19 protein-coding genes are annotated in these 20,910 nt (G+C 49.3%); all 19 read left to right on the forward strand.

Annotated elements, in window-relative coordinates; genetic code table 11:
- The first annotated feature begins 185 nt into the window (after positions 1-185).
- Entirely contained in the window at positions 186-728 is a 543-nt protein-coding gene (gene spoVT, locus PIL01S_RS27370; RefSeq protein WP_095293358.1) for a stage V sporulation protein T, read from the forward strand.
- A 180-nt stretch (positions 729-908) separates the two neighbouring features.
- Complete coding sequence (locus tag PIL01S_RS27375; protein WP_127540860.1) at positions 909-2,618, forward strand: putative polysaccharide biosynthesis protein; 1,710 nt, start codon at positions 909-911, stop codon at positions 2,616-2,618.
- A 151-nt stretch (positions 2,619-2,769) separates the two neighbouring features.
- Positions 2,770-4,266, forward strand: a complete 1,497-nt coding sequence (yabN, locus tag PIL01S_RS27380; RefSeq protein ID WP_127540862.1) for a bifunctional methyltransferase/pyrophosphohydrolase YabN — start codon at positions 2,770-2,772, stop codon at positions 4,264-4,266.
- 308 nt (positions 4,267-4,574) lie between these two features.
- Positions 4,575-4,847 (forward strand): HU family DNA-binding protein, encoded by a 273-nt coding sequence (locus PIL01S_RS27385; protein WP_017691362.1) that lies wholly within the window; start codon positions 4,575-4,577, stop codon positions 4,845-4,847.
- Complete coding sequence (locus PIL01S_RS27390; RefSeq protein WP_095293361.1) at positions 4,847-5,125, forward strand: RNA-binding S4 domain-containing protein; 279 nt, start codon at positions 4,847-4,849, stop codon at positions 5,123-5,125. Before PIL01S_RS27385 ends, PIL01S_RS27390 begins: the two co-directional genes overlap by 1 nt.
- Positions 5,126-5,298: 173 nt before the next feature.
- Positions 5,299-5,583, forward strand: coding sequence for a sporulation protein YabP (yabP, locus tag PIL01S_RS27395; RefSeq protein ID WP_095293362.1), 285 nt, complete (start codon positions 5,299-5,301; stop codon positions 5,581-5,583).
- Positions 5,580-6,149: a spore cortex biosynthesis protein YabQ gene (gene yabQ / locus PIL01S_RS27400; protein ID WP_127540864.1), complete on the forward strand. Its 570-nt coding sequence runs from the start codon at positions 5,580-5,582 to the stop codon at positions 6,147-6,149. The genes yabP and yabQ overlap by 4 nt, the downstream gene beginning before the upstream one ends.
- A gap of 12 nt (positions 6,150-6,161) precedes the next feature.
- Positions 6,162-6,497 (forward strand): FtsB family cell division protein, encoded by a 336-nt coding sequence (locus tag PIL01S_RS27405; RefSeq protein WP_127540866.1) that lies wholly within the window; start codon positions 6,162-6,164, stop codon positions 6,495-6,497.
- Positions 6,498-6,696: 199 nt separating this feature from the next.
- Positions 6,697-7,221: a S1 domain-containing RNA-binding protein gene (locus tag PIL01S_RS27410; protein WP_095293365.1), complete on the forward strand. Its 525-nt coding sequence runs from the start codon at positions 6,697-6,699 to the stop codon at positions 7,219-7,221.
- Positions 7,222-7,742: 521 nt separating this feature from the next.
- A complete protein-coding gene (spoIIE, locus tag PIL01S_RS27415; RefSeq protein ID WP_174818736.1) occupies positions 7,743-10,250 on the forward strand; it encodes a stage II sporulation protein E in 2,508 nt (835 codons plus the stop codon).
- Positions 10,251-10,335: 85 nt separating this feature from the next.
- The gene (locus PIL01S_RS27420) at positions 10,336-11,088 is read left to right on the forward strand and encodes a vWA domain-containing protein (RefSeq protein ID WP_095293366.1); all 753 of its coding nucleotides are present in this window, start codon (positions 10,336-10,338) and stop codon (positions 11,086-11,088) included.
- Positions 11,072-12,019, forward strand: coding sequence for a serine/threonine protein kinase (locus PIL01S_RS27425; RefSeq protein ID WP_127540868.1), 948 nt, complete (start codon positions 11,072-11,074; stop codon positions 12,017-12,019). The genes PIL01S_RS27420 and PIL01S_RS27425 overlap by 17 nt, the downstream gene beginning before the upstream one ends.
- A gap of 44 nt (positions 12,020-12,063) precedes the next feature.
- Positions 12,064-13,503, forward strand: coding sequence for a tRNA lysidine(34) synthetase TilS (gene tilS / locus PIL01S_RS27430; RefSeq protein WP_127540870.1), 1,440 nt, complete (start codon positions 12,064-12,066; stop codon positions 13,501-13,503).
- 52 nt (positions 13,504-13,555) lie between these two features.
- Positions 13,556-14,095, forward strand: a complete 540-nt coding sequence (gene hpt, locus PIL01S_RS27435; protein ID WP_127540872.1) for a hypoxanthine phosphoribosyltransferase — start codon at positions 13,556-13,558, stop codon at positions 14,093-14,095.
- 101 nt (positions 14,096-14,196) lie between these two features.
- A complete protein-coding gene (gene ftsH / locus PIL01S_RS27440) occupies positions 14,197-16,242 on the forward strand; it encodes an ATP-dependent zinc metalloprotease FtsH (protein WP_127540874.1) in 2,046 nt (681 codons plus the stop codon).
- Between the two features lie 293 nt (positions 16,243-16,535).
- Positions 16,536-17,474: a quinolinate synthase NadA gene (nadA, locus tag PIL01S_RS27445; RefSeq protein WP_095362242.1), complete on the forward strand. Its 939-nt coding sequence runs from the start codon at positions 16,536-16,538 to the stop codon at positions 17,472-17,474.
- A 35-nt stretch (positions 17,475-17,509) separates the two neighbouring features.
- The gene (gene nadB, locus PIL01S_RS27450; RefSeq protein ID WP_127540876.1) at positions 17,510-19,132 is read left to right on the forward strand and encodes an L-aspartate oxidase; all 1,623 of its coding nucleotides are present in this window, start codon (positions 17,510-17,512) and stop codon (positions 19,130-19,132) included.
- Positions 19,129-19,995, forward strand: coding sequence for a carboxylating nicotinate-nucleotide diphosphorylase (nadC, locus tag PIL01S_RS27455; RefSeq protein ID WP_127540877.1), 867 nt, complete (start codon positions 19,129-19,131; stop codon positions 19,993-19,995). The genes nadB and nadC overlap by 4 nt, the downstream gene beginning before the upstream one ends.
- Positions 19,996-20,001: 6 nt before the next feature.
- Entirely contained in the window at positions 20,002-20,772 is a 771-nt protein-coding gene (locus tag PIL01S_RS27460; protein ID WP_095293374.1) for a type III pantothenate kinase, read from the forward strand.
- Positions 20,773-20,910 lie beyond the last annotated feature (138 nt).

Consider the following 20,910-nt stretch of genomic DNA (forward strand, 5'->3'; position numbering starts at 1 on the left):
CGTAATGGGTACATGGTCACCTTCTGCGAAGAGAACACAACTATATTCTTCAAAGTATGTATAAGGAAATGGGAACAGATGAATACTATGGTCAAGATATCACACTAAACGTTCTGGGACTTTCCTCTACCCATTAAGGAACAGTAGTTGAAAAATCTTCTCGAGAAAGTGGGGCAACATGTGAAATGAAAGCTACTGGTATTGTCCGCCGTATTGATGACCTCGGCCGTGTGGTCATTCCAAAAGAAATCCGTCGTACGTTACGAATTCGTGAAGGAGATCCGCTTGAGATTTTTGTGGATCGTGATGGAGAAGTCATTCTAAAAAAATATTCGCCGATCGGCGAACTGGGCGATTTCGCCAAAGAATATGCTGAATCGTTGTATGAGAGTACAGGTCATGTAACCATGATCTCCGACCGCGATACCATTATTACGGTAGCGGGCGGCTCCAAGAAGGAATATCTGGACAAGCAGGTAGGTCAGCTGGTAGAGAGCTGCATGGAAAATCGCAAGACCATCGTTGAGACAGGTAGTGGCTCCTATGAGATCAGCAAGGATCATGATGAAACATTATCCTCTTTCGTCATTGCACCCATCATTTCGGGTGGAGACCCTATTGGAACCGTCATTCTGTATAACAAGGATGAATCCGTGAAGATGTCCCAGATGGAAGTAAAAATGGCTGAGACAGCTGCTGGCTTCCTTGGCAAGCAGATGGAACAATAAACTGCAGATTAACTCCTGATGCCTATTCGGCAGACAGGAGTTTTTTTGCATTTAAAAAGGCTGAATTAAGAGCGGATAGAGGGAACTTCAACAGAAGGTTAGTCTGCGCGGCTTCAGGCAGGTATAATAGCAAAGTATGCTTACTGGATATTATCGCTTGGATAACTGTAGGAGGGACTTATGAAACAGCCGTCTACTACTGGCTCAAGATTGCTGCAGGGTGCATTTGTGCTTGGCCTTGCTGCCATTATTTCTAAAATCATCGGTGCTTTTCAAAAGATTCCGTTACAGAATCTAGGGGGCGACGGTGTTTTTGGCATTTATAACACGGTATATCCGTTCTATATGCTTATTATTACGATTGCTGCCGCCGGACTGCCTGTTGCCGTATCCAAATTTGTTGCCGAACAACATGCGCTGGGTAGGCCCGAGGAGGGCAAACGGATTATCCGTCTGTCTTCCATGCTTCTTGGAGGCATCGGATTAATCCTGGCCATACTGATGTACATTGGTGCACCACTTATAGGTCATCTGATTGGTAATGGACATGTCATTCCTTCTATTCGGGCTGCAGCGCTTGCACTGCTATTTGTCCCGCTAATGACTGGACTCCGTGGATATTTTCAGGGTTTACAGCAGATGGTGCCGACCGCTGTGTCACAGGTTGTAGAGCAGACGATTCGTGTGACGGTAATGATTGTGCTGCTGCTATGGCTGATGAAGCGGGAAGCATCACTGGAGTCCATTGCTGCCGGAGCCATGCTAGGTTCCGTTGCCGGTGGATTTGTGGGGTTACTCACCATGCTCGCCTATATGTACGGTAGGCGGCGAAAGAGCAGGAAAACGGGTCTATCCCAAGAAGTGATGGAAGGCTTGCAGAGATCGGAAGCCAGGGAGGGACAACTACAGCAAGGGACAAAAAACGGGCCTCGACCGGAGAAGCTCCCCACCAATGGTCAATGGATTCGAACCTTGCTGGTATATGCCATTCCCGTCTGTCTGGGTTCGCTCGCTGTACCTCTGATGAACCTGGTGGATACCTTCACGGTGCCCCGGCTTCTAAGAAGTGAAGGGTTGGATGAGGTCGAATCCATGGTGTCGTTCGGAATTTACAATCGGGGGTTACCGCTTGTACAGCTCGTGACGATGCTTGCTACGTCGCTATCCGTGCTGTTCATTCCGGCGATGGCCGAAGCTCGCCTGAAGGGCGGGCCGGAAGCCGTCAGGCAGCAGGCAAGCATCGCGCTGCGCTGGTTCTGGTTAATCGGTCTGGCTGCATCCGCTGGTCTGGCGGTGCTGGCAGAACCGATCAACCGCATGCTGTACGGTGATGCCGCAGGCACCGAAGCTCTGCGGTATATGGCGCTGACGGCGGCGGGCAGCACCGTCAGCATCATTGCGGCGGCGCTGCTGCAGGGCCTCGGCGCCGTGCGCGCACCCGCGTTCAGCATGCTGGCCGCCGCAGGCGTCAAGGCGCTGCTGAACGTCATGCTTGTGCCCGCGCTGGGCATCAGCGGCGCGGCCCTGGCAGGCGCAGTCGCCTATATGCTGGCGGCTGGCCTGAATGTGGCCCTGCTGGCGCGGCGTACCGCGATGCGCCCTGCCCCTGGCGCCGTCCTGGTGAAGCCGGCGCTGGTGATCGCCGCCATGAGCGTGGCGGCGGCAGGCATGGCCTGGGCTGCCGGAGCGGTGCTCGGCGGCATGGGCATCGCGGCCGATCGCAGGCTGGCCGCGATAGGCATAAGCCTGCTTGGCATTGCCGCAGGCGCAGCCGTGTTCTTGCTGGCGTCAGCCCGTACCGGGCTGCTGACCGCCACAGATCTGGCCGCGATCCCGAAGCTTGGACCGCGCCTGGCCAAATTGCTTCGCAGGCTGCATGTCCTGCGGTAGCCCTGTCTCACCCTTTTACGTGTGAAATTATTGGATATCCACTGATTCTGTTATAATACGTGTAATTATAGAGCGCTGTTCTGCGTATGTTCCTCATGTCGATGTAACAAAGGGAGGCATTCTGCAGAATGGTTCGGATGGAGGCTTGAAAATGAGCGCAGCAGCTTTGACCGTCGTTGGTCTTGGATCAGGAGATGCAGATCAGCTGACAGTAGGTATTATCAAGAAAATGAAACAAGCGGCTACGCTGTATGTCCGCACATTGGATCATCCTGTGCTGAATGATCTGAAGCAGGAAGGGCTGGAGATGACATCATTTGATGCAATCTACGAGGCGAAAGCATCATTCCCGGAGGTCTATGACGAGATTGCGAGTCGCCTCATTGAGGCTGCCCGTCAGGGAGAGCCGGGAACCGAGATTGTCTACGCTGTGCCAGGCCATCCGATGGTGGCAGAGGCGAGTGTACGGCTGCTTAAGGAACGCTGCCCGCAAATGGGGATCTCACTTCGTGTCATGGGGGGAGAGAGTTTCCTGGATGAAGCCTTTATCCGTCTCGGATTTGACCCCATTGAAGGCTTCCAACTTCTTGATGCAAGCAGCCTGAGCACGGAACTAGTGCAGCCTCAGCTGCATACCTTGATCGGGCAGGTTTATGATGTGTTTACTGCGTCTGATGTGAAGCTATGCCTGATGGATGTATATCCAGATGATTATCCGGTATTTGTTGGACACGCCCTCGGTGTACAGGATCAGGAGATCATCCACAAGGTACCTCTTCATGAGCTGGACCGGATTGAAGGTTACGGAAACCTCTCCCTCATTTACGTGCCGAAAAACACGGATGATGCCCTGCGACGCCGCTCTTTTGCAAGGTTGCATGAAATTGTTAATATTCTTCGCAGCCCGGGCGGATGCCCGTGGGATCAGGAGCAGACCCATCAGTCGATTCGCAAGAACCTGATTGAAGAGACGTACGAGGTCATTGAAACGATCGATGAAGATGATCCTGACCACATGAAAGAGGAGCTTGGGGACTTATTGCTGCAGATTCTGCTGCATTCCCAGATGGAAGAGGAAGTGGGCACCTTCAATGTGTATGATGTCATTGAAGGGCTTAATGACAAGCTCATTTTCCGTCATCCTCATGTATTTGGCGAGCATCAGGCCGAGAATGCGAATGAAGCACTGCAGAACTGGGAACAGATGAAGGCAGAGGAGAAGAAGCGCAAAGGGATCGATCAACAGACCGTTTCGGTGCTGGATGGTATTCCCCGCGATTTGCCTGCCTTGATGAAAGGATACAAGCTCCAGAAGAAAGCAGCCAAGGTTGGTTTTGACTGGGATGATGTGAATGGCGTATTTGCCAAGATTGAAGAAGAGCTGGCAGAACTGAAAGAAGCAGTGCGTAGCAATCAATCGGCTGAAGAGAGGAAGCTGGAACTGGGCGATTTGCTGTTTGCTACGGCTAATGTGGCTCGTTTCATTGATACGGACCCGGAGGAGGCTCTCGCTGCCACCAACCGCAAGTTCACTCAGCGGTTCCGATATATTGAGGAGCGGCTTCGTGAACTTGGACGGACACCTGCAGATAGTAACGTCGAAGAGATGGAGCAATTCTGGCAAGCTGCGAAGAAGGCTGGACTGTAACAGGGTAGACCAAGTAAACTGTTCAAATATCCTTGTTCCATGTTTTTCAATGGTATGATATGCTATACGAACATGTGTTCATATTTGGGTTAGGTTATTCCTGATTGATCGGACAACATTCCGGGTATTGGACTTAGACTTTCTATAGGCACAGGTTCATCATCAGCCAAAAAAAGTCGCTGGCCGAGGCAGGAATTCAGAATCCAAGCCAGAATACATGTGTAGTAACCTTGCGCGAAAGCCGCGGCAATCAGTCGGTTTGCCAGGATTCGCAGATACTTTCTTTTTAATTTGGGAGGCTTTTAAAAATGAACAAAACAGATCTGATTAACAACATTTCCACCAAAAGCGGTTTGACTAAAAAAGACGTTGAGTCCGTATTGAACGGCTTCTTGGGAGAAATTACAGATGCACTCGCAAGCGGAGACAAAGTACAACTGATCGGCTTTGGCACTTTTGAAACCCGCAAACGCTCCGGTCGTACCGGACGTAACCCACAAACAGGGAATGAAATCGTTATTCCTGAGTCCACTGTTCCTGCATTCAAAGCAGGCAACAAACTTAAAGAAGCCGTAAAATAATGCGTCTTGATAAATTCCTGAAGGTCTCCCGGCTGATCAAACGCCGCACTGTGGCCAAGGACGTCTCCGAACAGGGGCGTGTTCTGATTAACGGACGTGAAGCGAAGCCAAGCGCTGCTGTTAAAGTGGGCGATGAGCTGACGGTTCAGTTCGGTCAGAAGCTGGTCACTGTGAAGGTGGAACGTCTTGCTGAGAGCACCAAGAAGGACGAGGCGAGCAGCCTCTATACCTTGGTTAAGGAAGAGCCGATCGCCAAGGATAACGGGCTGAACTGGTAATCATCTGCCCGATATGCTCTTTTGTGAATGAAAGTAAGTGAGATAGAAGCACCTTTCCTATACAGGAAGGGTGCTTTTGTGTTTGCATAAGCAGAAGCATTTCCTTCATGATCCCTGGTTCTATTCCCGCCTTCGCCTCCATAAGCTAGGTGTAAGAAGGAGGGGTACATGCCATGGTTGAGCACGGTAAACCGAAACAGCATCATTTGAGCATGCAAAATCGCAAACTGCTGGATCTGACAGGTGTCTCCAATGTAGAGAGCTTCGACAGTGAGGAATTTTTGCTGCAGACTGAACTTGGGCATCTGACCATCCGGGGGCACAATTTACATATCAAAAACTTGAGCCTGGAGGAAGGTTTGCTATCCATTGAAGGTACAGTCAGTTCTCTGCAATATCTGGACCCCGGTTCCCAGAACAAGAATAGTAAAGGCCTGTTCGGCAAGATGTTCCGATGAGTCTGGACACGCAGTGGATCACATTAACATGGATGCTGTTGTCGGGAATCGTAATGGGTATGGCCTACGACAGTTACCGGGTACTGTCCGGTCAGCTGCGCTTCCCTAGATGGAGCATGCACACGCTTGACCTGTTGTACTGGGTTGCTTCCGCGCTGTTCGTTTTCCGGATGCTGTATGCCGGAAACCACGGACAGCTGCGGTTTTATGTCTTTTTGGGGCTAATTATAGGGGTTTGCTTCTATTTTTGGCTTTTAAGTGTTACAACCCAGCGTTTTGTGGTAATGTTAATTAAACTCGCAAGAACACTTATTCATTGGTGTGGACATATCCTTAACATCCTGTTCGTTATGCCAGCGAAGGGACTATACAAGCTAGTTCGCGTGATATTGGGTTTTGTGCTCGCGATACTGATATTCCTGGGCAAGCTGGTATTGCAATGTTTGGTACCTTTCGGCAAGTTGTTCCGCTGGATGTTTAGGCCGCTCCTGAAGCATTGGGTAACGCCCCGTTGGATGATCCGTGCGGGTTCAAGTATTGCAACGATATGGAAACGCTGGTTTTAAGGAGGTCCAAAAATGGGTAAAACACCTGTGGGGAGATCTGCAGCCCCAACAGGCCAAGGGAAATCTGCCGGCGCAAGAAGACGCCTCATGCTCTGGATGACATTCGTCGTTGTATTTGTCATTTGGGCAGGATATACGTTCCTTGTACAGAATGCACAGATTTCGGACAAGAGTTCGCAATTGGCCGCACAGCAGGCTTCGAAGGAAGAGACGCAGAAGAAGCTGGATCAGTTGAAGTATGAAGTCAGTCGGTTGAAGGACCCTGAATACATAGGACAGCTGGCGCGGAAAAAAGGCTATTACTTGCCTGAAGAGACGCCAATCCAGGTTGAAGAGTCAGGGAACTGATGAAATTACGCTCATGACTGAGCAAGAATTATTATCCATATATCTGAAGCCGTTATACTGTAAAAAATAGGCTCCCCTGCGGGGTAGAGCTCTGTTGACCTTGGTTTGCGGCATAAGGTATAATTACATTTAGCACAGCATTGATTTTGGCATCTAAAAAATCGGGTTGTATATTTTTAAGGGAGGATCATTTTATTCTATGGCAATTGAAGTGGGCACCAAGTTAGAGGGCAAGGTGACAGGCATCACGCATTTTGGAGCATTTGTGGATCTGTCAGGAGGTGTCACGGGTCTCGTTCACATCTCGGAAATCGCCGACAATTATGTCAAAGATGTCAACGACCACCTGAAACTTAATGACGTCGTTACAGTGAAGGTCATCAACGTTGACAAGGATGGCAAAATCGGACTTTCCATTAAGCAAGCTGTTGACAAACCGGTTGAGCAACAAACACAATCCAGACCCCCAAGAGCTCCAAGACCGGAACGCAGTGGAGGAGATCGCGAACGATTCAGCGGTGGAGGCCCAAGTGGCGGCCAAGGCCGTGGCGGCGGCGGTGGATTTAACCGCGACCGTGGAGGCCGTTCTTTCAAGCCCGCAGCAGGCAAACCTTCATTTGAGGATAAAATGTCACGCTTCCTGAAAGATAGTGAAGAGCGGATCTCTTCGCTCAAGAAGAACACAGAGGGCAAACGCGGAGGCCGTGGAGCCAAGCGCGTGTAATCTGTATCAACCTGATTTAAAATATAAGAAAAGCCGTTAACCCGTAAGGGTCGACGGCTTTTTTGTCCTTTTTTTCTTTTAGTCTGTTGGTTGCGCATATTTTTTGGGGTTTACCGTCGCCTATGCGCGTTCCACTGGATTCCTGGCTTTTCTTGTAAAGTAGTGCTCCACAGATGCACTTTTTTCGCACAAGGACCATAGGAAATAAGAACATTTGTCGTCTACCATTTTTTACCGACATGTTTCCATGCCATTCCGCAGGTATCCCGTTCAATTCAAGTTAAAGGCAGAACAAATGCCATTCAAAATAAGACAACCCCGTCCTCGGTGAATCAGGTTGTAAAGGATGGAATGATAATAAGGCCGGGGGTTTCGCTCCTCCGCGCCAGGCTTGTTTCTTTTGTCGTAAACTTTTTGAACCCTGTCCACCTATTGTGACAAACTACGTCTTCTAATCTATCTATAATCAGAACCATCGAGAATGAAACACGAAAACAAATAATCGAATGGGGTGCCTTGGGATGATGGAAAAGTGGAATGTCATTCAATTTCCGGGAATGAAAGCTGGTAAAGGGAGTACAGAAGCTCGGGAGGAGCTGTCCGTACGTCTCAAACAGTGGATTACCTCCCGCAAGGCTGTCCAGTTCGTTGCTGCACGCAAATGGGTGCTGCTCCTTACATTTATGGGATTTTTATTAGGGAAGGCCATGATCCTGAATGAACTATCGCCCTTTGCAATTGCCTACTTCGCGGTGATTGCCTTCATGCGAAGGGATTACATGATTCCCGTTGGGGCCGCTTTGCTGGCTGGGAGTCTGTTTGCTCCGTTCCCGGTTCCACTTATCGTTGCGTCTGAGATGGCGATCTTCTATCTCTTGTTCAGAGGGCTGGAGTCTTATGACCGTGCTGAATTATCTTATGCACCAACAATGGTGTTTACGACTACTTTTATGGTCAAGTTATTCGCAGTCGTCATTGGGCCGTCTTTCAGCTGGTACGCGATGTTAATGCTCACGATGGACTCCGTACTCAGCTTCGTGCTTACCCTGGTTTTTATACAAGCTATACCGATTTTTACTTACCGCAAAAAGAAATTCAACCTAAAGAGCGAGGAGATCCTCTGCCTGATCATATTGCTGGCCTCCGTTATGACAGGCGCGGTGGGCTGGACCATTCAGTCCCTTTCCGTGGAGCATATGCTCTCTCGTTATTTAATTCTGATCTTCGCGCTGGTGGGCGGAGCCCCCCTTGGGGCATCCGTCGGGGTCATTACGGGGCTGATTTTGAGTCTCGCTGACATGTCCGCCGTATACCAAATGAGTTTGCTCGCTTTTGCCGGGATGCTGGCGGGTATGCTTAGAGAGGGCAAACGTGCAGGCGTTGCACTGGGGATGCTGCTCGGCTCATCCATTCTATCCATTTATCTGGGCGGTCCAGGTGACGTGATGAACTCCTTATGGGAGACGTGCGCAGCCATTGTTCTTTTCATGCTTACACCTAAAAGCATGATGGCGGCCATATCCAAATATGTGCCAGGTACACAGGATCATACCAAATCGCAGCATGAATATGCGAAGCGAATTCGGGATATCACGGCAGAACGGGTGACCCGCTTCTCACAGGTATTCCGCCAGCTTTCCCGCAGCTTCGATCAGATGTCCGGTACGGGGGAACCGGTACAGAACGAAGGCGGCATGGAGCATTTCATGAATGCGGTAGCAGAGGGAACGTGTGCAGGGTGCTTCAAACGTGCACAGTGCTGGGATGCAAAGTTTATTCAAACCTATAAATACATGACGGATGTGATGAGTTCCATTGAGGCCAACCCGGAGATGTCGGGCAAACAAATTCCTGTGGAGTGGAACAGGGTATGTGCCAAACCGGAGGAGGTGCTCGAGGTTATGCGTGCCCAGTATGGGCTCTACCAGCATAATATGCAGTGGAAGCGTCAGATTGTGGACAGCCGGCAGCTGGTTGCCGAGCAATTATCCGGAGTATCCCAGGTGATGGAGGACCTGGCCAGAGAAATCCAACGGGAAAGTGAGGAGATGGTACAGCAGGAGGAACAGATTCGGGATGCGCTGGAGTCGCTGGGCCTGTCCATTCATTCGATTGAGATTATCAATCTGGAAGCAGGCAATGTGGAAATCGAGATTGTTCATGCCTACACGAGGGGATTTGATGAATGCCGGAAGATGATCGCACCGCTGATTTCGGATGTTCTGGACGAGCATATTGCTGTTCTTCATGAGACGATGACGGATCCGCGTCAGGGTCTGGCAACCGTTACCTTTGGATCAGCCAAAACCTATGAGGTGACTACAGGGGTAGCTGCGGCTGCCAAAGGGGGAGATTTGTTATCCGGGGACAGCTTCAGCACGGTTGAACTGGGGAATGGTACCTTTGCGGTGGCACTCAGTGATGGTATGGGCAACGGGGAACGTGCGCGCATGGAGAGCAGTGCCGCGTTAAATATTTTGGAACAGCTGCTTCAATCGGGCATGGATGAGAAGCTGGCGATCAAGTCCGTGAACTCTGTGCTGATGCTGCGCTCACCTGAAGAGATGTATGCCACGGTGGACATGGCTCTAATCGATGAATATACGGCAGAGACCACATTTATGAAAATCGGCTCAACTCCGAGCTTTATTAAACGCGGACAGGAGGTTATTCAGGTATCGGCCAGCAACCTGCCCATTGGCATTATTAAAGATATCGAAGTGGATCTGGTCACTGTACAGCTTCAACCGGGCGATATATTGATTATGATGACGGATGGAATTTATGATGCCCCAGGGTATGCCGTCAACAAGGAGCTATGGATGAAACGTCTCATTCAGGAGATTGATAGTGACGATCCGCAGGAGGTAGCGGACTGCCTGCTAGAGAGCGTGATTCGATATCAGCAGCATGAGATTTTGGATGATATGACTGTCGTTGTAGGAAAAGTAGAGCACTACCGTCCGGAATGGGCCACATTGCGAGTACCGGGTATTAACCGGATGGAGCGTCCCCGTACAGTAAGTTAATTGCATCGTTCTCTGTTTGAAGTCTCTTCATTCTGGCAATGCTAGTCATAGAATTGGAGAGTAACGAAAAACGGAGGGATTTCGGATGAAGCAGATCTTGTTGATCACCGACGGTTGTTCTAATGTAGGTACAAGTCCGGTACTGGCAGCAGCGGAAGCCCGTGAAGAGGGGATCACGGTCAATGTAGTTGGTGTGATCGATTATGGAACCATTGGTGAACTGGGTAGCCGGGAGATTGAGGATATTGCAAAAGCCGGAGGGGGGATCAGCCAGATTGTCGGCACAAGGCAGCTTGCCCATACGATGCAGATGATGACAAGGAAAACGGTGGTTCAGACCATTCAGCAGGCGGTTAATAGAGAGTTAACACAAATTTTGGGAGAGAAGGTGTCCAAAACCGTAACAGACCTTGAACCTGCACAGCGTGCTCAGGTGGTAGAAGTAATAGATAATCTGGCTGAAACAGCCCCTCTTCAGGTAATCCTGTTGATCGATGTAAGTGCAAGCATGAAGCCGAAGCTCGCTGCGGTTGAAGAAGGAATCCGGGATTTGATGTTGAGCTTGCAGTCGCGTGTAGGGCAGAGCAAGCTCTCGGTATTTCATTTCCCGGGTCGCCATAGTGGAGAAGAGGCTGTGATGGATATCAACTGGACATCGGATCTGGGCAGTGTCCGTTCGCTGTTTGGACGTTTGCAGATGAAAGGTGCGACCCCGACAGGTCCTGCGATTCAGAAGGTGATTGATTTTTACCGTTATGGTACACTGGAGGGACAGCAGGAAATAGAAGGGAACTATCGCATTGAAAGAGAAGGGATGCTCGGTGACAACGTTGTCTGATGCCTCTTTCCCGCCAGGAACAGTAATTACGGGAAAATGGAATCGCAGCCGTTATACGATTCGCAAGCTGCTGGGCAAAGGCGCCAACGGCATCGTTTTTCTTGTCCAGCGGGGTGAGAATGGCAAGCACTATGCACTTAAGATGGGATTTGATCCGTTCGATCTGCAGTCAGAGATCAATGTGCTCAAATCGTTTCAGCTACAGCGTAATCATGAGGCCCTGAAGCAGAGTGGTATTCCTTCCTATCTCAAGGATGTGGACGATTATGCCATTCAGGGACGGGACATTCCCTTTTATGTGATGCGTTATGTTCGGGGTGAAGCTCTTCACCACTTCATCAGGCGTCAAGGGACGGACTGGACACTGCTGGTTGGGCTTAGACTCTTACAGAAGCTGGCACAATTACATCAGGCGGGATGGGTGTTTGGTGATCTTAAGCCTCAGAACGTACTGGTATCCGATTTTGGTCAAGTGGAGCTCATTGATTATGGTGGAGTAACGTCGATTGGACGAAGTGTGAAACAGTTTACCGAATGGTATGATAGGGGCTTCTGGAATGGCGGAAGCCGAACAGCAGATGGCACCTACGATGTTTTTGCTTTTGCCCTGTTACTGATTCATGTATTGGAGGGTGAAGCACTCAAGGCGCTGGCTGCCGAAGGATTGCCACAACTGCGGAGTGTCAATCAGCTCACGGCCCTGGTGGAGCGGAGCGAAAGGCTGCGACCGTTTCGTAACTGGACGATTCAGGCCCTTCGGGGACAGTTCCGGGATGCCGGACATGCAGCCAAGGCTTGGAAAGACATGATGGCCCGGCCAACACATCTTCGCCGGCGTTCATCAAGCACTACACCACGCTGGCTGAAAAATGCATTCGCTGTATCCGTTATATTACTTATTGGGGTACTCATCTATGCACTGCGTTTTTAATTTTTACAGGTGCATATACATAACGCAAGGAATGAGGAACAGGTATGGAGGCTTTACGCTGGAACGAGCTGGTGAATCATGTGCTGGAGGCAGCGGAAGAGCATCAGTTATGGGTTCCCGGGGATCGGATCATCGTCGCAGTATCGGGCGGACCGGACTCGGTGGCTTTTTTGCATATTATGCATGAGATCAGTACGAGACATGTTCCGCTGGAACTGGTCTGTGCTCATGTACATCACGGATTCCGCGCAGAATCCGATGAAGAAGCCGAAATGGTCGGGAAAATGGCAGCACAGCTGAATATTCCTTTTGAATGGGTGAAGGCCGATATTCCTTCCTATATGAAGCTTACAGGGAAGGGATCACAGGAAGCAGCACGCGATAGGCGGTATGCATTTCTGCATGAGGTAGCTGATAAATATGGTGCAGCAAGCATTGCTCTGGCACATCATGCGGATGATCAGGCAGAGACCGTTATGCTTCATTTATTACGTGGCAGCGGGTTAACCGGACTGTCCGGAATGAAGTTTAAACGCCGTGAAAAAAATGTGGAACTTATTCGTCCATGTCTTCGTATAAACAAGACAGACCTTGTAGAAGCTTGTAATACTCAGGGATTTCTGTACTTTAATGATGCAAGCAATTCCCAGCGTAAATATCGGCGCAATGCCATTCGCTTGGATGTGCTTCCTTATTTGGGGCAATATAATGGACAGCTCACGCCGTCTTTGAATCGGCTTGCCGAAATTGTGGGCGATGAAGACGATTTCATGGAGCAAGGTGCATATGACGCATACAGGTGTCTAGTGCAGGTGAACGGCGGAAGGCAAACCTTTGAGGTGCCTTCCTTTTTGAAGTTACATGTCGCTTTACAACGAAGGTTGATTAAACTAATATTGAATTATCTGCCTTTGGACAGTGATTTTGTCGACTTTACCCGTATCGAAACCATTCGCCGCAAGGTGATAGAGCCTTATGCGAAGACCTGGAGCCTAGATTTAGGACAGACACTCGTTTGTACCCGGGAGTATGATCTGGTTTCCTTTGGCTTACGGACAGACGTACAGGATCAATCTTTCGAGTATCGTCTCGTGCAATGGAACGGACCTTATGAGCTTTCACTCAGGGAGATTGACCGATATCTTCGGATCGTTCCTATGAGTCCCGAGGACTATCTTGTACCGGAAACGGCTGATCAGGCCGCATTTGATGCGGATCAACTGCTCATGCCGCTGGTTGTGCGTTCACGGTTACCTGGAGATACCATGAAAGTCATGGGATTAAACGGAAGCAAAAAGGTGAAAAATATTTTCATCGATGAAAAAATCCCCCCCTCTGTCCGTCCGCGTATTCCCGTGGTTTGTGACGGAGCAGGCAACATTGTCTGGTTGCCGGGTGTTCGCCGGTCGAATATTGCACCGGTGAAGGAGGATACTTCCGCCATCCTGTACATGACTGTAGGCAATTCAGCGATTCAGGGGTAGTGGTTATGGTTCAGGTAAGGCTTTCATAGTATAACTTAGGAGGTTCGCACAGTTGCAGAACGACATTCAGGAAGTATTGATCAGTGAAGAAGAAATTCAAAGTAAAGTCAAGGAATTAGGCGCAACACTAAGTGCCGAATATGCAGGTCGCAATCCTTTGGTCATTTGTGTGCTCAAGGGTGCGTTTATATTTATGGCTGATTTGGTTAAAAACATAACGGTACCTGTTGAAATGGATTTCATGGCAGTATCAAGTTATGGAGCATCCACCAAATCGTCAGGCGTTGTTAAGATCATCAAGGATCTCGACGTCTCGGTTGAAGGCCGTGAGGTTCTCATTGTCGAAGATATTATCGATAGTGGACTTACGCTCAGTTATTTAATTGAACTGCTTCAAAATCGCGGTGCCGAAACGGTGCGCGTGGTTACGCTTTTTGACAAACCTTCAGGCCGTAAGGTGGAGCTTGAAGCTCATTACACCGGCTTTGACATTCCAGACGCATTCATCGTCGGATATGGTTTGGATTATGCCGAGAAGTACCGAAATCTCCCTTACATCGGGATTTTGAAACCGGAAGTATACAGCAGTTAATAAGCATGCTAGTTCCAAGCCCAGTTCTGCTCGTGCCTTCTGTTGAGAAGCCATGTCGGGCTATGTTAAAATAATTAAAGTGTCTCGAGAGGAGGTAGGGGATGAATCGGTTCATCCGGAATTCTGGTTTTTATTTGATTCTTTTTTTAGTCGTGGTGGGCATAGTGCAGTTCGTCAGCAATGGCGGCGAAGCCACAGATAATCCTAGATATGATCAGTTGCGCACGGCGGTTAAGGCGAACAACATCTCGGAATTGACGGTTCAATTCGACGGTCAGTCTTTTCTTGTGACCGGTCAATATAGAGAGAAGCCTAGCGAAGCCAAATCAGAAAATTTCTCAACGTACATTCCTCCTACGGATGAAGCGATTAGTGAGCTTGTAGCGGCAAGTGAAGCTAATAATTTCAAGTTAAATCAGGAGCCAATGAGAGGTGACAGCATCTGGCTGACACTTCTGACATCCTTTATTCCTTTGATCATTATGTTCCTGCTGTTCTTCTTCCTGTTTAATCAGGCACAAGGCGGCGGCGGTAAAGTAATGAACTTTGGTAAAAGCCGTGCCCGTCTCTATAACGAAGAGAAGAAGCGGGTTACATTTGAAGACGTCGCAGGTGCGGACGAAGAGAAGCAGGAGCTTGTTGAGGTCGTTGACTTCCTTAAAGATCCTCGCAAATTCGCAGCTGTAGGTGCACGGATTCCTAAGGGCGTATTGCTCGTGGGGCCTCCGGGTACTGGTAAAACGTTGCTTGCTCGTGCCGTTGCAGGTGAAGCGGGTGTGCCGTTCTTCAGTATCTCGGGTTCTGACTTCGTCGAAATGTTTGTCGGTGTCGGTGCTTCCCGTGTACGTGACTTGTTCGAAAATGCAAAGAAAAACGCCCCATGTATCATCTTTATTGACGAGATTGATGCTGTAGGTCGTCAGCGTGGAGCTGGCCTTGGCGGTGGTCACGATGAACGTGAACAAACGCTCAACCAGTTGCTCGTTGAAATGGACGGATTCGGAGCCAACGAGGGTATTATCATCGTGGCTGCAACGAACCGTGCAGATATTCTGGACCCTGCCCTGCTGCGTCCGGGACGTTTTGACCGTCAAATTACGGTTGACCGCCCTGATGTAAAAGGTCGTGAAGCGGTACTGAAAGTACACTCCCGTAACAAACCACTCACAAAAGATGTGAAACTGGACATTATTGCGAAGCGTACAACAGGCTTCTCTGGTGCGGATCTTGAGAATCTCCTGAATGAAGCGGCATTGCTTGCGGCACGCCGTAACAGAAGAGATATTTCCATGCGTGAGGTAGACGAGGCGATCGACCGTGTCATTGTAGGTACGGAGAAGAAAAGCCGTGTCATCAGTGATCGCGAGAAACGAATCGTTGCTTATCACGAAGCAGGCCATACCATTGTAGGATACTTCCTGGAACATGCCGATATGGTACATAAAGTGACCATCATTCCGCGCGGACGTGCGGGTGGATATGTAATCATGTTGCCAAAAGAAGACCGTATGCTGGTTACCAAGCAAGAGCTCTTGGACAAAGTTACAGGACTCCTCGGGGGCCGTGTGGCAGAAGAATTGTTCATTGGTGAAATTGGTACCGGTGCATACAGTGACTTCCAGCAAGCGACAGGTATTGTTCGCAGCATGGTTATGGAGTACGGTATGAGTGAGAAATTGGGACCTATGCAATTCGGAAGTTCACAAGGACAGGTATTCCTTGGACGGGATATCGGCCATGAACAGAATTACTCGGATTCCATCGCTTATGAGATCGATCAGGAAATGCAGCGCTTTATCAATGAATGTTACGAGAAATGTAAGGACTTGCTCGTAAAACATTCCAAAGAAATGCATTTGATCGCTCAAACGTTGCTTGAAGTGGAGACACTGGAAATGGATCAGATCAAACAATTGATCGAGACAGGTTCCTTGACTCCAAAACCGGAGAGCGATAATGATAACGAAGGTACGCCAAGTGAAGGCGGAGAACCAATCGTCGATAACATCGGTGATGTGCGTGTTCGCATTCAAGGCAAAGACGAAACACCTGAACCACCTGCCGGAGATATTCCTAACGATGCTCCGAATCTGGATAAAGGCAACAGTAATGATCCAGATGATGGTGGTACGAAGCCAACGTCTTAATGTCTAACAGAACCTGTTCTGAGAACAGATCAAAGAGAGCCGAGAGGCTCTCTTTTTTTGTGCGTTTTGTTCAAATTGCAGAGATAATGATAACTGCGAGCTAGAGCGCGAACTACGCAGGAAACGGTTGATTAGGGTGTTGTTCTGTGCCCTTTTCATTTATTGACAGAGTCGTGAACGTTGTGTACATTAGGTGTTAAACCGCTTGTGATTCGTTTCTCAAGCGAAAATATCGACGCAGATAGTCACAGGAAACGGCGCATGGCGCTGTCCGTCAAAGGAGAGGATCACAGGTGGAAGCTCTGGCTTTAGAGCGCAAGGCTGAGATGAACCGGGAGCTGCGAGCGCGGCTGATGGAGTTGAAGAAGGAACGTAATGCTATTATTCTTGCTCATTATTACCAACGTGACGAAGTACAGGAAGTAGCCGATTTTCGTGGGGATTCATTTCTATTGGCACAGAAAGCCGCACAAACGGATGCGGATGTCATTGTATTCTGCGGGGTTCATTTTATGGGTGAAAGCGCTAAGATTTTGGCCCCGAACAAGACGGTTATCATTCCGGATGAGCGTGCTGGATGCCCCATGGCAGACATGGTCAATGTTGAGGGCCTGCGTAAACTGAAAGCGCAACATCCCAATGCAAAAGTAGTGACGTATATCAATTCCTCGGCTGAGATTAAGGCGGAGACCGACATCTGTTGTACATCGGCCAATGCAGTCCGGGTTATTCAATCTGTTGATTCTGATGAGATTATCTGGGTGCCGGATAAAAACCTCGGACATTATGTTCAGCAGCACACAGACAAAAAAATGATTATCTGGGAAGGGTATTGCAACACTCACGATATGCTGACTGTAAAAGATGTCGTTGAGATGAGAGCCAAATATCCAAATGCCGAGTTTGTCGTACACCCGGAATGTCGTCCAGAAGTCGTAGAGATGGGAGACTTTGTAGGCAGCACGACAGCCATTCTTGAATATTGTAAAAATTCTTCTGCCAAGGAATTTATCGTGGGGACGGAAGATGGTACAGGATACCAGCTGCGACTGGATAGCCCGGATAAACAGTTTCATTTTGCCACCAAGTTCCTGGTGTGTCCAAACATGAAGGTCAACAACCTGAAGAAACTGGTTAAATGCCTGGAAACGATGAAGCCGGAAATTTACGTACCGCCGGCCGTTGCCGACAAAGCCAGAGAATCGCTAGAGCGCATGTTACTGGTGAAGTAGCATGCGCTACTCTTGCTCCGAGACAGGTGAATAGGATGATACCGCAATATATAGTGGATTTTGATCTGTCCCAGCTGCCCATTGTGGAGACGGACGTACTAGTTATTGGTTCTGGCATTGCCGGATTATATACAGCCATCAGGGCAAGCAAACATAATCAGGTATTGATGATTACAAAGAAGTCGTTACTGGAGAGCAATACCCGCTATGCACAAGGTGGCATCGCAGCGGTAATCGCTGAAGATGATTCCCCTGCGTACCACCTGCAGGATACACTTGTGGCTGGAGCGGGCCTGTGTCGCCGCGAGGCAGTGGAAGCATTGGTAAACGAAGGCCCGGATGGAGTACAGGAACTAATCCGTCTGGGCACATTGTTTGATGTGGAGAACGGCGAGCTGGCGTTGACGCAGGAGGGTGCGCACAGTCACCGCCGTATTTTGCATGCAAATGGTGATGCGACTGGATACGAGATCGTGAGGGCTCTTGCAGCTCAGGCAAGTGCACATTCAGGTATTGAAGTCTGGGATGAGCATTTTGTCATTGACTTGATCACGGATCACGGAGAATGTGTAGGGGCATTGGTTCAGAAGTCTGACGGTACCAAGGTGTTTGTAAAAGCGCGTGCTACGGTGCTCTGCTCCGGTGGGGCGGGGCAATTGTACCGCTATACAACCAACCCGGAGGTTGCCACAGCTGACGGTGTTGCCATGGCATATCGTGCAGGTGCAGTCATTCGCGATATGGAGTTCATTCAATTCCATCCGACATCCCTATGTTATCCGGGTGCTCCGCGCTTCTTGGTTTCTGAAGCAGTACGGGGCGAAGGAGCGTTTCTGCGAAATATCAAAGGTGAGCGTTTTATGGAACGTTATCATCCACAGCTTGAACTCGCTCCGCGCGATATTGTTGCACGAGCGATTGTTAGTGAGATGGAGATGACGAACAGTACATTCGTGTATCTGGATATTACTCATGAATCGGCTGAGTTAATCAAGCACCGATTCCCTACCATATATGAGACATGTATGCGGTACGGACTGGATATGACCACAGACTGGATTCCGGTTGCTCCTGCAGCACACTATATGATGGGCGGCGTCAAAACGGATTTGAACGGGGAGAGCAGCATTGGAAGGTTGTTTGCTTGTGGTGAAGTTTCCTCAACGGGAGTCCACGGAGCTAATCGTCTGGCGAGTAACTCATTGTCTGAAGCCATTGTATTTGGGCACAGAATTGTTGAACGCATTCAAACACTGCCACCGCTAAATTCAATACAAATTGTTTCCCAATTGCCGCCGCATAGTGTCGGGAATAGAACATGGGAAGAGCAACAGCCGATTTCGGAACGGCGTTTGCGTTTGCAGAAGATGATGGTCCGTCAGGTGGGTCTGAGACGTAACGGTGCCGGCTTACAGGGAGCCTTGGATAAACTGGAGAGTGAAATGGACATCTTCAATTATTTGCTGACACACAAGGAAGAGATGGAATACGCCAACCTGTTGACCTGTGCCTGGCTGGTCACCAGTGGAGCATTACATCGTCAGGAGAGTCGGGGAGCACACTACCGTGAGGATTTCCCGCTTCGTGATGATGCGGCTTGGCAGAAGCATAGTTTGCAGCAAAGAGAACAAGCGATTGTGGAGGAATTGATGTCATGATACTGAACGGATATAATGAAGGACTCATCGAATCCATCAAAAACTGGCTTCGCGAGGATGTGGGGGCAGGGGATGTCACTACGAGTGTGACGATTCCGGCAGGTCATCAATCCAAGGCAGTTATTCACGCCAAAGACCACGGGTTCATCGCAGGTATATCGGTAGCTGAACTGGTATTTCAGGTAGTAGACCCATCGCTCGTATTTAGACCGATGGTTCAAGATGGAGATGAGGTTACTCGGGGAACAACGCTGGCAGAAGTGGAAGGAAGCACCCACAGTCTGCTTACAGGTGAGCGTCTGGCGCTAAACTTGCTGCAGCGCATGTCGGGGATTGCAACGCGCACACGTTCATATGTTGATGCATTAGAGGGCCTCTCTACGCGATTGGTGGATACACGTAAAACAACCCCTGGACACCGCATGCTTGAGAAATATGCAGTACGGATCGGTGGAGGGGCGAATCACCGATTCGGATTGTACGATGCGGTTATGATTAAGGATAACCACATTAAAGGGGCAGGCGGCATCACAGAAGCCGTGAAGCGGGCAAGAGATGTCATTCCTCACACGATGACTATTGAGGTGGAGACTGAGAATCTGACACAGGTGAATGAAGCCTTGCAGGCAGGTGCGGATATCATTATGCTGGACAATATGCATCCGGATCAGATGCGTGAGGCTGTTACGGTTATTCGTAAACAGGCTCCGCATGTGAAGGTGGAGGCATCAGGCAATGTCTCTCTGGAGACCATCCGTGGAATTGCCGAGAGTGGTGTGGATGTAATTTCGGTTGGAAGGTTAACCTATTCTTTCGAGAGCCTTGATATCAGCCTAGATTTAAACGAAAAGAAAGAGGGGTGAACCTCTTTGATTCTTGTTGTAGACGTGGGCAACAGTAATATTGTACTCGGCGTGTATCAAGGCCGGTCGTTGCTCCACCATTTTCGTCTGAGCACATCCCGTCAGTCCACAGTGGATGAATACGGCGTATTGATTTATAATTTATTTCATATGTCGGATATATCCACACGCGACATTGAAGGAGTCATTATCTCATCGGTGGTTCCTCCGCTTGTGCATGTGATGGAAACGATGTGTGAAAAATATGTTGGCAAAAAGCCAATGGTTGTGGGACCTGGGATTAAAACGGGCCTAAACCTAAGGTACGAGAACCCGCGTGAGGTAGGCGCAGATCGCATTGTGAATGCAGTGGCAGCCGTTGAGAAATACGGTGGTCCACTTGTGGTTGTTGATTTTGGTACTGCGACGACCTTCGACTGCATTGATGAGAAGGGCAACTACCTTGGGGGAGCCATTGTACCGGGCATTCATATTGCCACTGAAGCGCTCTATGAGCGGGCATCCAAGCTGCCTCGCATCGAATTGGAGAAGCCCAAGAAGGTTATAGGACGCAATACGGTGCATGCCATGCAGGCTGGTATCATATATGGCTATGCTGGACAGGTCGACGGAATTGTTGATCGCATTCGTACAGAGATGGGTGTACAGCCCAAAGTTATTGCAACCGGGGGGCTTGCACCGCTGATTGCAGAGGAAACACGCAGCATCGAGGAAGTTGATCCGCTGCTTACGCTGGAAGGGCTGCGTATCATTTATGAGCGGAACCGGGAAAGGTAAGGAAAGAGACGGCATGCAGCGGGCTGATTTTACAGTCTTACGTATTGTGCCGTTTTTTCTGTAAATTGAACGGGTTTATAAGTTGAACGAATATCACATTCAATTTATATATCGTGTATCAGGGATACTATAGTATAC

It is taken from the genome of Paenibacillus illinoisensis NBRC 15959 (assembly GCF_004000925.1).
Classification (GTDB): domain Bacteria; phylum Bacillota; class Bacilli; order Paenibacillales; family Paenibacillaceae; genus Paenibacillus; species Paenibacillus illinoisensis.

Excerpts from the sequence above, each read along its gene's own strand:
- spoVT (WP_095293358.1), top strand. The coding sequence starts at position 186 with ATGAAAGCTACTGGTATTGTCCGCCGTATTGATGACCTCGGCCGTGTG.
- PIL01S_RS27375 (WP_127540860.1), top strand. The coding sequence starts at position 909 with ATGAAACAGCCGTCTACTACTGGCTCAAGATTGCTGCAGGGTGCATTT.
- yabN (WP_127540862.1), top strand. The coding sequence starts at position 2,770 with ATGAGCGCAGCAGCTTTGACCGTCGTTGGTCTTGGATCAGGAGATGCA.
- PIL01S_RS27385 (WP_017691362.1), top strand. The coding sequence starts at position 4,575 with ATGAACAAAACAGATCTGATTAACAACATTTCCACCAAAAGCGGTTTG.
- PIL01S_RS27390 (WP_095293361.1), top strand. The coding sequence starts at position 4,847 with ATGCGTCTTGATAAATTCCTGAAGGTCTCCCGGCTGATCAAACGCCGC.
- yabP (WP_095293362.1), top strand. The coding sequence starts at position 5,299 with ATGGTTGAGCACGGTAAACCGAAACAGCATCATTTGAGCATGCAAAAT.
- yabQ (WP_127540864.1), top strand. The coding sequence starts at position 5,580 with ATGAGTCTGGACACGCAGTGGATCACATTAACATGGATGCTGTTGTCG.
- PIL01S_RS27405 (WP_127540866.1), top strand. The coding sequence starts at position 6,162 with ATGGGTAAAACACCTGTGGGGAGATCTGCAGCCCCAACAGGCCAAGGG.
- PIL01S_RS27410 (WP_095293365.1), top strand. The coding sequence starts at position 6,697 with ATGGCAATTGAAGTGGGCACCAAGTTAGAGGGCAAGGTGACAGGCATC.
- spoIIE (WP_174818736.1), top strand. The coding sequence starts at position 7,743 with ATGATGGAAAAGTGGAATGTCATTCAATTTCCGGGAATGAAAGCTGGT.
- PIL01S_RS27420 (WP_095293366.1), top strand. The coding sequence starts at position 10,336 with ATGAAGCAGATCTTGTTGATCACCGACGGTTGTTCTAATGTAGGTACA.
- tilS (WP_127540870.1), top strand. The coding sequence starts at position 12,064 with ATGGAGGCTTTACGCTGGAACGAGCTGGTGAATCATGTGCTGGAGGCA.
- ftsH (WP_127540874.1), top strand. The coding sequence starts at position 14,197 with ATGAATCGGTTCATCCGGAATTCTGGTTTTTATTTGATTCTTTTTTTA.
- nadB (WP_127540876.1), top strand. The coding sequence starts at position 17,510 with ATGATACCGCAATATATAGTGGATTTTGATCTGTCCCAGCTGCCCATT.
- nadC (WP_127540877.1), top strand. The coding sequence starts at position 19,129 with ATGATACTGAACGGATATAATGAAGGACTCATCGAATCCATCAAAAAC.